The sequence below is a fragment of the uncultured Kluyvera sp. genome (genome assembly GCF_902485085.1).
GTDB classification, from domain to species: Bacteria; Pseudomonadota; Gammaproteobacteria; order Enterobacterales; family Enterobacteriaceae; genus Kluyvera; species Kluyvera ascorbata.
The window spans coordinates 1-14,678 of the sequence record NZ_CABTJS010000088.1; the positions used below are offsets into that span (position 1 = coordinate 1).

Here is a 14,678-nt window from a genome sequence, read left to right on the forward strand (position 1 = left end):
ATCCGACCTGATATGCCTGAAGTATTCAATTACTTAGGCATTTATTTAACGCAGGCAGGCAATTTTGATGCTGCCTATGAAGCGTTTGATTCTGTACTTGAGCTTGATCCAACTTACAATTATGCGCACTTGAACCGCGGCATCGCGCTTTATTACGGTGGCCGTGCGAAGTTAGCGCAAGATGATCTGCTGGCGTTTTATCAAGACGATCCCAATGATCCTTTCCGCAGTCTGTGGCTTTATCTCGCTGAGCAGAAGCTCGATGAGAAGCAGGCGAAAGATGCGTTGAAGCAACGCTTCGACAAATCGGATAAAGAACAGTGGGGATGGAACATTGTCGAGTTCTACTTAGGCAACATTGACGAAAAAACGTTAATGGAGCGCCTGAAGGCGGACGCAACGGATAACACCTCGCTCGCTGAGCATCTCAGTGAAACCAACTTCTATTTAGGTAAGTATTACCTAAGTCTTGGGGACAAGAACAGCGCTACGGCACTGTTCAAACTGGCGGTTGCCAACAACGTACATAACTACGTTGAGCACCGATACGCATTGTTGGAATTATCGCTCCTGGGCCAGGACCAAGATGACCTGGCAGAATCGGACCAGCAATAGCTGACGACTACATCAGCCCGTAATCTTTTTTGATTGCCATCACCTTCGCGGGTGAGGGCGTTGTTGTTCGTTAATACACCTACTTTGAGCCGGTTCACACTTTTCAATGAAAATTGCAGATCAATTTCATGATGAGTTATGTAGACTGGCCGCCATTAATATCGAGGCACTTGTACTACATGGCTGAATTCGAAACCACTTTTGCAGATCTGGGCCTGAAGGCTCCTATTCTTGAAGCCCTTACCGATCTGGGTTACGAAAAACCATCTCCGATCCAGGCTGAGTGCATTCCGCACCTGCTGGGCGGTCGTGACGTTCTGGGTATGGCCCAGACAGGTAGTGGTAAAACCGCAGCGTTTTCCCTGCCACTGCTGAACAATCTTGATCCTGAGCTTAAAGCACCACAGATTCTGGTGCTGGCACCGACCCGCGAACTGGCGGTTCAGGTAGCTGAAGCCATGACTGAGTTCTCTAAACATATGCGCGGCGTAAACGTGGTTGCCCTGTACGGCGGCCAGCGTTATGACGTGCAGTTACGCGCCCTGCGTCAAGGGCCACAGATTGTCGTCGGTACCCCAGGTCGTCTGCTGGACCACCTGAAGCGCGGTACTCTGGATCTCTCTAAACTGAGCGGTCTGGTATTGGACGAAGCTGATGAAATGCTGCGTATGGGCTTTATCGAAGACGTTGAAACCATCATGGCTCAGATTCCAGAAGGTCATCAGACCGCTCTGTTCTCTGCAACCATGCCGGAAGCTATCCGTCGTATTACCCGTCGCTTTATGAAAGATCCACAGGAAGTACGCATTCAGTCCAGCGTAACGACCCGTCCTGACATCAGCCAGAGCTACTGGTCTGTGTACGGCATGCGCAAAAACGAAGCGCTGGTACGTTTCCTGGAAGCTGAAGATTTTGATGCGGCGATTATCTTCGTTCGTACCAAAAACGCGACCCTGGAAGTGGCTGAAGCCCTGGAACGTAGCGGCTACAACAGCGCCGCGCTGAACGGTGACATGAACCAGTCCCTGCGTGAGCAGACTCTGGATCGTCTGAAAGACGGTCGTCTGGATATCCTGATCGCAACCGACGTTGCGGCACGTGGTCTGGACGTTGAGCGTATCAGCCTGGTCGTTAACTACGACATCCCGATGGACTCCGAGTCTTACGTTCACCGTATCGGTCGTACCGGTCGTGCGGGTCGTGCTGGCCGTGCGCTGCTGTTCGTTGAGAACCGCGAGCGTCGTCTGCTGCGCAACATCGAACGTACTATGAAGCTGACCATTCCAGAAGTTGAGCTGCCAAACGCAGATCTGCTGGGCAAACGCCGCCTGGAAAAATTTGCCGCGAAAGTACAGCAGCAGCTGGAAAGCAGCGATCTGGATCAGTACCGTGCACTGCTGGCGCAAATCCAGCCGACCGCGGAAGGCGAAGAGCTGGACGTTGAAACGCTGGCCGCTGCGCTGCTGAAAATGGCACAGGGCGAACGTTCTCTGATCGTTCCACCAGATGCGCCAATGCGTCCTAAGCGTGAGTTCCGTGACCGTGACGATCGTTTCGAACGTCGTGACCGCAACGACCGTGGTCCACGCGATCGTAATGACCGTGGTGGCGAAGATCGTCCTAAACGCGAACGTCGTGACGTTGGCGATATGGAACTGTACCGCATTGAAGTGGGCCGTGATGACGGCGTTGAAGTTCGTCACATCGTTGGCGCTATCGCGAACGAAGGCGACATCAGCAGCCGTTACATTGGTAACATCAAGCTGTTCGGTACCCACTCTACTATCGAACTGCCAAAAGGCATGCCGGGCGAAGTGCTGCAGCACTTTACTCGTACCCGCATCCTGAACAAACCGATGAACATGCAGCTGATCGGCGACGCGCAGCCTCGTCCAGAGCGTAGCGGTCGTAGCTTCGGTGGCGAACGTCGCGAAGGCGGCCGTAGCTTCGGTGGCGAACGTCGTGAAGGCGGTCGTGGTTTCGGCGGCGAGCGTCGTGAAGGCGGTCGTGGTGATGGTCGTCGTTTCAGCGGCGAACGTCGTGACGGCGGTAGCCGTGCGCCGCGCCGTGATGATGCTGGTACTTCTGCTCCACGTCGTGATGACTCTACCGGTCGTCGTCGTTTCGGCGGTGACGCATAAGCCTCACGGTTTAAAAGCGTAAAGTAATATATACAGCCCCGATCGTCATGATTGGGGCTTTTTTTATTTCATTTGTACTCGTGTACTGGTACAGTGCGACACATTAAAATGCAGTAGCAAAACAATACACTGGAGAAAATGCTGTATGGCGACACTAACCACCACCCAAACGTCACCTTCGCTGCTTGGCGGCGTGGTGATCATCGGCGGCACAATCATTGGTGCGGGGATGTTCTCTCTGCCGGTGGTTATGTCCGGTGCGTGGTTCTTCTGGTCGATGGCGGCGCTGGTGTTTACCTGGTTCTGCATGTTGCACTCCGGGCTGATGATCCTCGAAGCGAACCTGAACTACCGTATTGGCTCGAGCTTCGACACCATCACTAAAGATCTGCTGGGCAAAGGCTGGAACGTGGTAAACGGTATCTCCATTGCCTTCGTGCTCTATATCCTGACCTACGCCTATATTTCGGCGAGTGGCTCCATTCTGCATCACACCTTCGGTGAGATGTCGCTGAATGTTCCCGCGCGTGCGGCAGGCTTTGGCTTTGCGCTGCTGGTGGCGTTCGTGGTGTGGTTGAGCACCAAAGCGGTAAGCCGTATGACGGCTATCGTACTGGGCGCTAAGGTGATTACCTTCTTCCTGACCTTCGGTAGCCTGATGGGCCACGTCACGCCCGCTACGCTGTTTAACGTAGCGGAGACGCATGCCAGCTATACGCCTTACCTGCTGATGACGCTGCCGTTCTGTCTGGCCTCGTTTGGCTATCACGGTAACGTACCGAGCCTGATGAAGTACTACGGCAAAGATCCGAAGACCATCGTGAAGTGCCTGGTCTACGGCACGCTGCTGGCGCTGGCGCTTTATGCCGTTTGGCTGCTGGGGACGATGGGTAACATACCGCGTCCGGAGTTTATCGGTATTGCGCAGAAGGGCGGCAACATTGATGTGCTGGTGCAGGCGCTGAGCGGCGTGCTCAATAGCCGTAGCCTGGACCTGCTGCTAGTGGTGTTCTCCAACTTCGCGGTGGCGAGTTCATTCCTCGGGGTGACGCTGGGTCTGTTCGACTATCTGGCGGATTTGTTCAAATTTGATGATTCTGCGCTGGGCCGTTTCAAAACCGCACTGCTGACCTTCCTGCCGCCGATTATCGGTGGCCTGCTGTGGCCGAACGGTTTCCTGTACGCTATTGGCTATGCCGGGCTGGCGGCGACCATCTGGGCGGCGATTGTGCCAGCGCTGCTGGCACGTAAATCCCGCAAGCGCTTCGGTAGCCCGAAATTCCGCGTCTGGGGCGGTAAGCCGATGATTGTGCTGATTCTGGTGTTTGGTGTGGGTAACGCGCTGGTGCATGTGCTGTCGAGTTTTAATCTGCTGCCGGTTTATCAGTAAGGCAACGATCCAACAATCGTTGTAGCCCGGACGAGGCGTTTACGCCGACTCCGGGATTTTCCCCGGCGTCGCTTCGCTCGGCCGGGCTACCTGTTGATTCCGGGCTACCCCAGCAATTCCCGCTTCACATCCATCGCCAACCCAAACGAATGCAGTCGCGCCTGATGATCGAAAATCTGGCCGTTGACCATAATCTCATCCGCCTGCGTCTCCCGCAGAATTGACTCCAGCCCGTGGCGCACCTTCGCCTTATCGCCCACCAGCGACATCCGCAGCGCCTGATCCACGCCGTATTTCTCCGATGGTGACCAGAAATGTTCCATCTGCTGAATCGGTGGCGGTAGCTGCCCGGTTTCACCACGGCGCAGTTTGGTGAACGCCTGCTGCATTGAGGTGAAGAGGAATTCGGCATCGCGGTTGCTGTCGGCGGCGATGATATTGATGCACACCATCGCGTACGGTTTCTCCAGCCGCGCCGACGGCTTGAAGTTGGTGCGATAGAGATGCAGCGCCTGGAAGAGCATATCCGGCGCGAAGTGTGATGCGAAGGCAAACGGCAGACCAAGCTGCGCGGCAAGCTGCGCGCCGTACAGGCTGGAACCGAGCAGCCACACCGGAATCTTCTCGCCATAGCCCGGTACCGGGCGCACCTGTGGGTCAGGGTCGACCGCATCAAACCAGTCCACCAGCTCCGCGACGTCACGCGGGAAGTTATCGATATCGCCGCTCATATGACGGCGCAGCGCGCGCATCGTCGGCTGATCGCTGCCCGGCGCACGCCCCAGACCGAGATCGATACGGCCAGGATAGAGCGTATTGAGCGTACCGAACTGCTCGGCAATCACCAGCGGCGAGTGGTTAGGCAGCATCACGCCGCCGGAGCCCAGATGCAGCGTGGTGGTGTGGGCGGCGAGATAGCCAATCAGTACCGAAGTTGCCGCGCTGGCGATACCTACCATATTGTGGTGTTCCGCCAGCCAATAGCGGTGGTAGCCGCGCTTTTCAGCGAGCTGTGCGAGATCGAGCGAATGGGAGAAGGCTTCTCGCGCGGAGGAACCCTGAGGGATCGGCGCGAGGTCGAGCACCGAGAATGCAACGGTTTTGTCAGTCATAAAGGCTCACTTTGCTACAGCATAGTCATCAGATTGAAGGTCTTGTTCCAGCCGGGATATCCCCGGCCAGAAAAGCTGCATCTTTAATAATGCATTAAAATCTGACCATTGTTGTTAACAAAGTGAGCGGTTTTATCAGGCCTGCAATTCCAGACCGGCCAGACGCTTCCAGTAACCGTTACAGTCGCTATTGGCCGTCAGCGGCAGCGGAGCATTGCCATTTTCGTTGGCGCGGAAGGCGTCGAGCATGGCGAAGGTCTCATTGCCCATCGGTGACAGACGCACCATATCAACCAGCCCATGCATCGATGTCAGTTCGTTGCCGAGGTTGTAAACGTAGCCGCTCATGGTCTGAATACCGTTCAGCACGAACACCTGCTGATTCTCCTGCGACAGCATGCTGCGCCCGTTCGGGTACTTGATACAGCAGGTCTCACACTCATCCTTTGGCTTATCTTCCGAGCGCGCGGTAAAGCAGCGGGCGGAGTAGGCCAGCGGCAGATGACCGTAGCTCAGCACTTCCACTTCAAACTTATCGCGGATGCCCAGCTCTTCGCACTGATTAAGCAGGTTCACCAGCCAATCGCGAGAGAGTTCAACCGGCATGCACCAGCGCACCATGCCCTGTTTTTGCAATATCCGCAGGGTGACGGCGTTGTAGCAGTTCAGTGCATGGCCGGCGACAAACGGCAGCTTGCGCTCGGCGCACAGGTTCACCACCCCAAGGTCGCTGGCTTCAATCAGAAAATCGCCGTTCTCCACGTAGCGCTTGAGTTCGCCCAGTTCGGACGATGCCTGAACCAGCGCCAGCGTAGAGAGCACCACCTGTTTGCCGCTGCCCGCGAGGGATTTTGCCATATCCAGCCAGTCGCCCACTTTGGTGGCGCGGCGCTTGCTGCATACCGCTTCACCGAGATAAATGGTATCGGCGTGGCTCGCGGCGGCCTGCTGGTAAAAATCTTCCAGCGTCTCTTTTGACCAGTAGTAAAGCACTGGCCCTAATGAATATTTCATTGCTGTTCCTACTGCCATTTACGGTGATATGCGCCAAGTGTGGTCTGAGTGCCTTCCGACATCGATCCGAGCGTTTCCATCCACGCCGCCTGCGGGGCAAAGTTCTGCGGGTCCGCCATGCAGCGATCGATCGCCTGACGCCACACTTTTGCCACCTGGCTGACGTACGCCGGGCTACGCTGACGGCCTTCGATTTTCACCGAGGCAATATTGGCGGCCAGCAGCTCCGGCAGCAGCTCCAACGTGTTAAGGCTGGTTGGCTCTTCCAGCGCGTGATAGCGCTCGCCGTCGACCAGATAACGACCTTTACACAGCGTCGGGTAGCCCGCGTTTTCGCCGTCCTGATAACGGTCGATCAGCACTTCATTAAGGCGAGATTCCAGCCCCTGTGGCGTTTGCTGCCAGCGAACGTAGCGCGCAGGCGAACAGGCGCCGACGGTATTTGGTGACTCACCGGTCAGATAAGAGGAGAGGTAGCAGCGGCCTTCGGCCATGATGCACAGGCTACCAAAGGCGAACACCTCCAGCGGCACCGGCGTGACGCGGGCTAACTGTTTCACCTGATGAATAGAAAGTACGCGCGGCAGTACTACGCGGGCCACGTCAAAGTTGCGATGGTAGAAATTAATCGCCTCTTCATTGGTCGCCGATGCCTGAACGGAGACATGACGCTCAATATGCGGGTAGCGCTCTGCGGCATACTCAAGCATGGCAAGGTCGGCGAGGATAAGGGCGTCGGCACCCAGCTGGGCGGCCATATCTACGGCACGCTGCCAGCGGACGTAGCCGTCCGGGTGCGCAAAAGTATTGATCGCGATGTGCAGCTTACGTTTATGCTGGTGTACGAAGTTCACCGCTTCCTGCAGCTTTTTCTCGGTGAAGTTCAGACCGGCGAAATGGCGGGCGTTAGTATCGTCCTTCAGCCCGATATACACCGCATCGGCACCGTTTTCGATAGCCGCCTTAAGCGCCGGAAGGTTTCCGGCAGGGCAGAGCAACTCCATAATTCTTCCTGAGTTTGCGGCCCGGCTGGGGCGCATTATTGTTAATGAATGGAGATTTTAGTTAACCTATCGCTAATCATTTTTGATTTGAGGCAGACAAAAGCGTATTGATGACGCCAATAATCCCTCTACCTCACGACATAATTGTTGATTTACGCCGCTATGTCGTTTAACTGATATGGCAAAATAACGGAACTATTGCATTCAGGGAGTAAAGCTTGTGTTGGATAAACTGCGTTCACGTCTGGTCCATGTCGCACCGACTCTGATGAGCGTTCCGGTGAAATTCACGCCGTTCGCGCTTAAACGGCAGGTCCTTCAGCAGGTACTAAGCTGGCAGTTCCGCCAGGCGCTGGATGACGGTGAACTGGATTTTCTCGATGGCCGCTGGCTGAGTATTGAGGTGCGTGATATCGGCCTCACCTGGTTTACCTCCGTTGAGAACGGGCGCTTGGTTGTCAGCGACGCCGCTCAGGCGGACGTGAGCTTCAGCGCAGACGCCAGCGATCTGTTAATGATCGCTGCGCGCAAACAGGACCCGGATACACTCTTCTTCCAGCGTCGGCTGGTGATTGAAGGGGACACGGAGCTGGGTCTCTATGTCAAAAACCTGATGGATGCCATTGAGCTTGAGCAGATGCCAAAGGCGCTGCGCATGATGCTGATGCAGCTGGCCGATTTCGTTGAGGCTGGCCTAAAATCACCATCAGAAACTAAACATACATCGGTAGGTGAGCCATGCTGATTCGAGTAGAAATTGGAATTGATGCGCCGGGCATCGACGCGCTGCTGCGTCGAACCTTTAAGCGTGACGGTGAAGCCAATCTGGTGCGCGAGCTGCGTGAAGATGGCTTAATCACGCTCGGGCTAGTCGCGACGGACGATGAAGGTTACGTCGTGGGCTATGTGGCCTTTAGCCCGGTCAGCATTGAAGGTGAAGAGCTGCAGTGGGTGGGCCTGGCTCCGCTGGCGGTTGACGAAGAATACCGCGGTCAGGGGCTGGCGCGTCAGCTGGTCTATGAAGGGCTGGATTCACTGAACGAATTTGGCTACGCGGCGGTAGTGACGCTGGGTGAACCTGAACTTTACGGTCGTTTCGGCTTTGAGCGTGCGGCACAGTACGATCTGCGCTGCCGTTGGCCGGGCACCGAAGACGCGTTTATGGTACATCGTCTGGCGGACGATGCGCTGAACGGCGTTCACGGGCTGGTGGAGTATTCTGACCACTTCAATCGTGTTTAAGGCTGCTCAGTAACGTTTCGAATGAACCGTCACCGGCAACGAGGCGCTCTTTCTGGCGCTTCGTTAGCTGCTTAATGCGATACTCGAGGCGCAGCGCCAGCGAGTGCTCGCCGACCTCACCGGAAAACGCCAGGCGCAGTTCGCCTTTGCCGCGCAGCGCTTTCGCCCCTTTACCGCTTTGATGCTGGTGGAACCGTCGTTCAACGTCGGTAGTGATACCGGTATACAATTTGTCGTCCTCGGTACGGACGAGATACAGAAACCAACGCACGTGCGGCAACCTGTCTATGTGTGTGAACGCACCATAGCATAACGGAGAGAACAGATGGAAACCCTCACTGCCATTAGCCGCTGGCTGGCAAAACAACACGTTGTCAGCTGGTGCGTGGCGAAGGAAGGCGAGCTGTGGTGCGCGAACGCGTTCTACGTGTATGACCCCCAACGCGTAGCGTTTTACCTGCTAAGTGAAGAGACCACACGCCACGGCCAGATGACGGGCCAACAGGCGCCGGTGGCGGGCACAATCAACGGCCAGCCAAAGACCGTCGCGCTGATTCGCGGCGTGCAGTTCAAGGGTGAAATTCGCCTGCTGAGCGGTGAAGAAGCCGAAGAAAAACGCACGCTCTACGTCAAACGCTTTCCCGTTGCCAGGATGCTCTCCGCGCCGGTGTGGGAACTGCGCCTCGATGAACTGAAGTTCACCGATAACACCCTCGGCTTCGGTAAGAAGCTGCACTGGCTGCGCGACTAAACCTTCAGTTTTGGCAATTCAATGATAAAGCGCGTGGCGACGGTATCGGACGTCACGCTAATCTTCCCGTGATGGGCGCGAATAATCGACTTCACGATAGCCAGCCCAATCCCGCTGTTTTCCCCTTTCCGCTGCCGTGAAGGATCAACCCGGTAGAAGCGATCGAACAGGCGCGGCAGATGCTCATCTGAAATCGGTGTCCCCGGATTTTCCACGCTGTAGATAACCTTATCGTCCTGCGAACTTACCTGCACGGTCACCGACATTCCGCGTGGGGTGTAGCGAATAGCGTTGGAAAGCAGGTTGTTGATCACCCGGCGGATCATCAGCGGATCGCCCATCACCAGCGACGGCTGCCCGACAAAGCGGAGCGTCACGTCGCGCTCTTCCGCCCAGGCTTCGAAGAACTCAAATACCTTTATGGTTTCGGTTTGTAGATCCAGCGGTACGCTCTCCGGCACCAACAGATTTTCATCCGCCTGCGCCAGAAACAGCATGTCGCTGACCATTTTTGCCATCCGGTTGTACTCTTCGAGGCTGGAGTAGAGCACGTCTTCCAGCTCTTTCACCGTGCGCGGATGGCTTAAGGCGATTTCAGTCTGGGTCACCAGGTTGGTGATTGGCGTGCGAATTTCATGGGCGATATCGGCGGAGAAGTTGGCCTGACGACGGAACACGTCTTCGATCCGGCCGATCATCTGGTTAAACGAGATAACCAGTTGCTCCAGTTCGATCGGCACGCGCGTGGGATCCAGCCGCACGTCGAGATTTTCCGAGGTGATATTTTTGATCTCCAGGCTGACGTCGCGCAGCGGCTGGTGGCCTTTACGTACTGCGATCAGCACGATCACCACAATAAGCAGGCTGATGACGGCGGCGATCATCATCAGGTTGCGCTTGAGCTCTTTGAGATAGTGCAGATGGAAGTCTATCGACAGCGCGGTGAGCAGCGTATAGCGATGGCTATCGCTCTGAATCGTTGACGCGATAACCCGGTAGGTCGTCGTCGACATAGCGCTGGCCTCATGGCCTGCTATTGCAGGCATACTGCTGCCAACCCAGCGGAACATACGTTGAGATTTCAACGCCTGCGAAAACTGGGGAGATGCAAAGATCGGCGACAGATCGGGTCCGGCCGGCGAGCGGTAAAGCTGCGGATTATCTTCGCTTCTCAGTAGCACGACAATATTGCGATACCCCGCCAGCGCGCTCTGGACGTTGGCCATTTTCTCGGCTTCCGGCGTATCCGGCGCGGTGAGCTGCGCGTTAAGCGTCGCGTTCACCTGCTTCAGGTCGTTCACATCCTGCTCGGCGAAGTGTTTTTCCACCGAATACAGCATCATCCCGGTGAAGGCGGCAAACGCGATAATGGTCGCGAGGCTGATGAAAAAGGTCAGGCGGGTAGCCAGCGAGAACGGGCGGCGGCGCGCGTTAGCCTTCATCGCGAACCTCAAGCACGTAGCCCACGCCGCGTACTGTCTGAATCAGCTTCGGCGTAAAATCGTTATCCATTTTGGCGCGCAGGCGCTTGATGGCAACGTCGATGGCGTTGGTGTCGCTGTCGAAATTCATATCCCAGACCTGGGAGGCAATCAGTGAACGTGGAAGCACCTCGCCCTGATGGCGCAGAAAGAACTCCAGCAGCGTAAACTCTTTACTGGTCAACGTGATGCGGGTATCACCGCGCGTGACTTTACGGGAGACGCGGTCGAGGGTCAGGTCGGCAACCTGTAGCTGACTTTCCACTATCACCGCGGCTCCGCGGCGCAGCAGCGTCCGAACGCGCGCCAGAAGCTCAGCGAAGGCGAAGGGTTTCACCAGATAATCATCAGCGCCCAGCTCTAGCCCTTTTACGCGGTGTTCAATAGTACCGAGCGCGGTGAGCAGCAGAATCGGCATGCCTTTGTTAGCGGCGCGGAGCATGCGAACAATATCCCAGCCGTTGACGTCAGGTAGCATAATATCCAGCACAATCAGGTCGTAATCGGCGGTCATCGCCAGGTGATAACCGTTGAGGCCGTTGTCGGTGTGGTCCACCACAAAGCCCGCTTCCGTCAGCCCTTTTGCCAGGTACTCGCCCGTTTTGATCTCGTCTTCCACCACCAGAATTTTCATCTGCCCTCCATCGCCGCTGCGTGATGGAGTCATTCTAATGGAGCGAACGTTGATGGCAACGACCGAGGCCTTAAATGACAGCATTGTCATTTAAGGCCAAATCGTCCCGGTTACTCCGCCCATGCGTTCTGGCGCTTCAGCTCCTCGTTCACCTTACCGTTGATCTCCTTCAGTACGGCGGGAATATCGCCATCGCAGCTGGCGTAGATTTTATTAAAGCCGTCGGCGGTGATTTGCCGCACCGGGATCCAGTTTGGGATCTGCGGCATGTAGCGCCCCTCTTTGGCGTAGGTTTCCGCAAACACTTCCCAGCGCGGATCGTCGTGGTAATCCTTGATGTTCAGCGTCTTGTTAATCGGCAGGCGAACGATCGGCATTGACGCGCTGCCGGTCGCCATGCCGATCTTCTGCCCTTCAGGCGAGATCAAGAACTCGAGGAACCGCTTTGCCGCCGCTTTATGCTGGCTGGTTTTCATCAGGAATGCCGTGGTGCCTTCCGCCATAGAGATGGCGCCGCCGGGGCCGGCCGGTGGCGGTACGACGGTGTAGGTTTCTTTACCAGGATCTTTATCGAACAGCGCAATGTGATAAGGGCCGGAAGAGTACATCCCGGTCTGCCCCGAACGGAACGAGGTGTTGGCGTCGGCGGTGGTGTGGTTAATTGCCCCCGGCTGCGCTAGCCCTTCGCAGACCATTCCACGCATAAACGTCATCGCGGTGACCATCTCTTTGCTGTCCAGCGCCGCTTTAAATTTCCCTGGTTGAGTCGCGACCAGGTAGTTAGCGCCCGCCTGCCATAGGTAGGACGACGAGAACGAGCTAGCGTAGCCACGAGTAGTGGCTAACGGCATGGTAAAGCCATAGGTGTCATTTTTACCGTTGCCGTCCGGGTCGTCATGGGTAAACGCCTTCGCCACGTTTTTCAGCTCCTCCCAGGTGCCAGGCGCTTTCAGGTTGAGCTTATTCAGCCAGTCCTGACGGATAAACAGCGCGTAGGTGTGCGCGGAGGTCGGGACGCCGTAATATTTGCCGTCTGGCAGTTGGGTGGATTTCCACGCCGCCTCATAAACATCGCCGCCGCCCTTTAACTCGCCAGGCTTGATTTCATCTACGATGCCGAGCTGCACCATCTGGCCGACGATAATCGCATCGTTAAACACCACGTCCGGCAGCGCGTTGCCGGTGGCCGCCCGTGCCAGACGCTGGTCGAAATCGGTCACCGCGTTGAAGTATTTAATCGATATCCCGGTCTCTTTTTTAAACTGGTCCGCCAGCTGTTGGTAAATCACTTTTGAATCGTTGCTGGCGCGGATCCAGACATCCAGTTCTTCGCTGAAGGCATTATGTGAAAGACTAATTAACAGGGCCAAACCCAGCGCTTTGGTTTTGAATTGCATATATTGACTCCGATTTTTACGGTAGATATTTGCCATCCCTGAACAGAGGTAAGGATTGGTGAAAAAAGGAACGAAAATGATGATAGGAGTGGGGCGAGGATGAAACAATGTTTTGAAAATGTGATTCCTGAAATATCAGATGATTATGTGGTTGGGTTCACAAGGAAAATAACTCTCTGTTTATTCTTGATAATATAACTTCATGAAAATATTAACGTTGGTGTTTCCCGCTAAATATATCCGGTGGCTGGAAAAAGAATAAACCTGTGAGCGAGCTAGCCTTTTTCCGCTAAAACGTGATCGCCAATGAATATTGCAGTAAAAATGAGCATTTTATTCGCCCGTTATTATTTTCCTACGCTATGACGGCTCATTTTTTGCCATACCGATCACGCGTCGCTGCGCTTAAATGACAGCTTTGTCATTAACCCGTCACGTTGCAAACAGAGTCACCTCCGTAAAGTAGTCGCATAGCCAGCCTCTTTTGATTCGGCTGAACAGGACGTGACATGTTTAAAGTAAAGCAACTGACGCTGGTGATGGCGTTTATTCTGGCCGGATGCACTTCGCTGGCACCGGACTATCAGCCGCCAGAAAACGTGGTGCCGCAGCAGTTTTCACTCGCGAAGGGCACGCTGGTGCCAACCGGCGGCCAGTGGCAGGAGACCGGCTGGCAAACCTTCTTTGTTGACTCTCAGGCGAAGCGTCTGATTGACGTCGCCCTGCACAATAACCGTGATTTACGCATGGCGGTGCTGAACGTTGAAGCCGCGCGTGCGCAGTACAACGTGACCGATGCCGGGCGCTACCCGCAGCTTGATGGCTCGACGGGCGGAAGCTACGAAGGCGATCTACAGGGAAAAAACGCCACCACCAAAAGCTATAATGCTGGGTTGAATCTGAGCTTTGAACTCGACTTTTTCGGCAAGCTGAAAAATATGAGCGAGGCGGACAGACAGAACTTCTTCGCCAGCCAGGCCGCCCAGCGCGCGGCGCAAATTGTGGTGGTGACCAACGTCTCGCAGGGATACTTCAACCAGCGGCGGCTGGCCGCGCAGTTAGCCATCGCCAAAGAGACGCTGCGCAACTACCAGCAGTCCTACGCGTTTGTAGAACAGCAGCTGGTCACCGGCAGCACCAACGTACTGGCGCTGGAGCAGGCGCGCGGGGTCATTGAGAGCACTCGTGCGGATATCGCCCAGCGGGAAGGTGAACTGGCGCAGGCCAATCATACGTTGCAGCAGCTGCTGGGGACCTACAGCACATCGCTCGACGACGGTGAGCGCAATAGCGCAGCGGTTAAACCCGTGCCGCTGCCGGCAAACCTGCCGTCGACCATTCTGCTACAGCGCCCCGATATCATGGAAGCCGAGCACCAGCTACGCGCGGCGGATGCCAATATCGGCGTGGCCCGCGCGGCCTTCTTCCCCTCGATAACGTTAACCAGCGGCATATCCAGCAGCAGTTCATCGCTCTCCAGCCTGTTCAACGCGGCCAGCGGCATGTGGAACTTCGTGCCGAAGGTGGATCTACCCATCTTCAACGCCGGGCGTAACGAAGCCAACCTGGCGCTCGCCAACGTGAAGCAGCGTCAGGCGGTGGTGAACTACGAGCAGAAAATTCAGGCGGCTTTTAAAGCGGTGGCGGATGCGCTGTCGCTGCGTGAAAGCATCGAAGGCCAGCTGGTGGCGCAGCAGCGCTATTTAGCCTCGCTGCAAATTACCCTGCAACGCGCCCGTGGATTATATGCCAGCGGTGCGGTGAGCTATATCGAAGTGCTCGATGCCGAGCGCTCTATCTTCACCACGCAGCAGGCGATCCTCGATTTAATTTATTCCCAACAGGTTAACGAAATTAATTTATTCACCGCACTAGGTGGCGGCTGGAAAGCGTAACC

At 55.8% G+C, this 14,678-nt stretch carries 15 protein-coding genes; 8 read left to right on the plus strand and 7 right to left on the minus strand.

The window, feature by feature from the left end; translation table 11 throughout:
* The 4 genes from nlpI to mtr form a co-directional block, all read left to right on the plus strand.
* Positions 1-615, plus strand: a 615-nt coding sequence (gene nlpI, locus RDN66_RS10190) for a lipoprotein NlpI (protein ID WP_308537827.1), incomplete at its 5' end; no start/stop codon positions are given.
* A 106-nt stretch (positions 616-721) separates the two neighbouring features.
* Entirely contained in the window at positions 722-802 is an 81-nt protein-coding gene (yrbN, locus tag RDN66_RS10195) for a protein YrbN (RefSeq protein ID WP_100249910.1), read from the plus strand.
* On the plus strand, positions 795-2,756 hold the full coding sequence (locus RDN66_RS10200; RefSeq protein ID WP_202217114.1) for a DEAD/DEAH family ATP-dependent RNA helicase: 1,962 nt from the start codon (positions 795-797) through the stop codon (positions 2,754-2,756). The genes yrbN and RDN66_RS10200 overlap by 8 nt, the downstream gene beginning before the upstream one ends.
* A 145-nt stretch (positions 2,757-2,901) precedes the next feature.
* Positions 2,902-4,146, plus strand: coding sequence for a tryptophan permease (mtr, locus tag RDN66_RS10205; protein ID WP_035891082.1), 1,245 nt, complete (start codon positions 2,902-2,904; stop codon positions 4,144-4,146).
* 104 nt (positions 4,147-4,250) lie between these two features.
* On the opposite strand, the gene RDN66_RS10210 is transcribed toward mtr, so the two are convergent.
* The 3 genes from RDN66_RS10210 to RDN66_RS10220 form a co-directional block, all read right to left on the minus strand.
* On the minus strand, positions 4,251-5,258 hold the full coding sequence (locus tag RDN66_RS10210; RefSeq protein ID WP_035891080.1) for an LLM class flavin-dependent oxidoreductase: 1,008 nt from the start codon (positions 5,256-5,258) through the stop codon (positions 4,251-4,253).
* Between the two features lie 135 nt (positions 5,259-5,393).
* Complete coding sequence (locus RDN66_RS10215) at positions 5,394-6,290, minus strand: U32 family peptidase (RefSeq protein WP_167540395.1); 897 nt, start codon at positions 6,288-6,290, stop codon at positions 5,394-5,396.
* Positions 6,281-7,276 (minus strand): peptidase U32 family protein, encoded by a 996-nt coding sequence (locus RDN66_RS10220; protein WP_035891076.1) that lies wholly within the window; start codon positions 7,274-7,276, stop codon positions 6,281-6,283. Before RDN66_RS10220 ends, RDN66_RS10215 begins: the two co-directional genes overlap by 10 nt.
* Before the next feature lie 220 nt (positions 7,277-7,496).
* Between RDN66_RS10220 and RDN66_RS10225 the strand changes: the two genes are divergently transcribed.
* Positions 7,497-8,021 carry an SCP2 domain-containing protein gene (locus RDN66_RS10225; RefSeq protein ID WP_035891075.1) on the plus strand — a complete coding sequence of 175 codons (525 nt, stop codon included), beginning with the start codon at positions 7,497-7,499 and terminating at the stop codon, positions 8,019-8,021.
* Positions 8,015-8,518: a GNAT family N-acetyltransferase gene (locus RDN66_RS10230; protein WP_202217116.1), complete on the plus strand. Its 504-nt coding sequence runs from the start codon at positions 8,015-8,017 to the stop codon at positions 8,516-8,518. Before RDN66_RS10225 ends, RDN66_RS10230 begins: the two co-directional genes overlap by 7 nt.
* Here the strand turns inward: RDN66_RS10230 and RDN66_RS10235 are convergent.
* Positions 8,505-8,789, minus strand: coding sequence for a GIY-YIG nuclease family protein (locus tag RDN66_RS10235; RefSeq protein ID WP_035891072.1), 285 nt, complete (start codon positions 8,787-8,789; stop codon positions 8,505-8,507). The two genes, RDN66_RS10230 and RDN66_RS10235, sit on opposite strands and share 14 nt — an antisense overlap.
* A gap of 54 nt (positions 8,790-8,843) precedes the next feature.
* On the opposite strand from RDN66_RS10235, the gene RDN66_RS10240 reads away from it, so the two are divergent.
* The gene (locus tag RDN66_RS10240; RefSeq protein WP_202217117.1) at positions 8,844-9,269 is read left to right on the plus strand and encodes a YhbP family protein; all 426 of its coding nucleotides are present in this window, start codon (positions 8,844-8,846) and stop codon (positions 9,267-9,269) included.
* Here the strand turns inward: RDN66_RS10240 and RDN66_RS10245 are convergent.
* From RDN66_RS10245 to RDN66_RS10255, 3 genes are all read right to left on the minus strand, one after another.
* Positions 9,266-10,711 (minus strand): Cu(+)/Ag(+) sensor histidine kinase, encoded by a 1,446-nt coding sequence (locus RDN66_RS10245; protein WP_202217118.1) that lies wholly within the window; start codon positions 10,709-10,711, stop codon positions 9,266-9,268. The two genes, RDN66_RS10240 and RDN66_RS10245, sit on opposite strands and share 4 nt — an antisense overlap.
* Positions 10,701-11,384: a copper/silver response regulator transcription factor gene (locus RDN66_RS10250; protein WP_035891067.1), complete on the minus strand. Its 684-nt coding sequence runs from the start codon at positions 11,382-11,384 to the stop codon at positions 10,701-10,703. Before RDN66_RS10250 ends, RDN66_RS10245 begins: the two co-directional genes overlap by 11 nt.
* A 110-nt stretch (positions 11,385-11,494) precedes the next feature.
* Entirely contained in the window at positions 11,495-12,781 is a 1,287-nt protein-coding gene (locus RDN66_RS10255) for a sugar ABC transporter substrate-binding protein (protein WP_202217119.1), read from the minus strand.
* A 509-nt stretch (positions 12,782-13,290) separates the two neighbouring features.
* Between RDN66_RS10255 and RDN66_RS10260 the strand changes: the two genes are divergently transcribed.
* Positions 13,291-14,676: a Cu(I)/Ag(I) efflux RND transporter outer membrane protein gene (locus tag RDN66_RS10260; protein WP_202217120.1), complete on the plus strand. Its 1,386-nt coding sequence runs from the start codon at positions 13,291-13,293 to the stop codon at positions 14,674-14,676.
* The last annotated feature ends 2 nt before the right edge of the window (positions 14,677-14,678 follow it).

Coding starts and splice junctions, on each gene's coding strand:
- RDN66_RS10255 (WP_202217119.1), bottom strand. CDS start 12,781: ATGCAATTCAAAACCAAAGCGCTGGGTTTGGCCCTGTTAATTAGTCTT.
- RDN66_RS10260 (WP_202217120.1), top strand. CDS start 13,291: ATGTTTAAAGTAAAGCAACTGACGCTGGTGATGGCGTTTATTCTGGCC.
- RDN66_RS10230 (WP_202217116.1), top strand. CDS start 8,015: ATGCTGATTCGAGTAGAAATTGGAATTGATGCGCCGGGCATCGACGCG.
- yrbN (WP_100249910.1), top strand. CDS start 722: ATGAAAATTGCAGATCAATTTCATGATGAGTTATGTAGACTGGCCGCC.
- RDN66_RS10220 (WP_035891076.1), bottom strand. CDS start 7,276: ATGGAGTTGCTCTGCCCTGCCGGAAACCTTCCGGCGCTTAAGGCGGCT.
- RDN66_RS10240 (WP_202217117.1), top strand. CDS start 8,844: ATGGAAACCCTCACTGCCATTAGCCGCTGGCTGGCAAAACAACACGTT.
- RDN66_RS10250 (WP_035891067.1), bottom strand. CDS start 11,384: ATGAAAATTCTGGTGGTGGAAGACGAGATCAAAACGGGCGAGTACCTG.
- RDN66_RS10210 (WP_035891080.1), bottom strand. CDS start 5,258: ATGACTGACAAAACCGTTGCATTCTCGGTGCTCGACCTCGCGCCGATC.
- RDN66_RS10200 (WP_202217114.1), top strand. CDS start 795: ATGGCTGAATTCGAAACCACTTTTGCAGATCTGGGCCTGAAGGCTCCT.
- RDN66_RS10245 (WP_202217118.1), bottom strand. CDS start 10,711: ATGAAGGCTAACGCGCGCCGCCGCCCGTTCTCGCTGGCTACCCGCCTG.
- RDN66_RS10215 (WP_167540395.1), bottom strand. CDS start 6,290: ATGGCAGTAGGAACAGCAATGAAATATTCATTAGGGCCAGTGCTTTAC.
- mtr (WP_035891082.1), top strand. CDS start 2,902: ATGGCGACACTAACCACCACCCAAACGTCACCTTCGCTGCTTGGCGGC.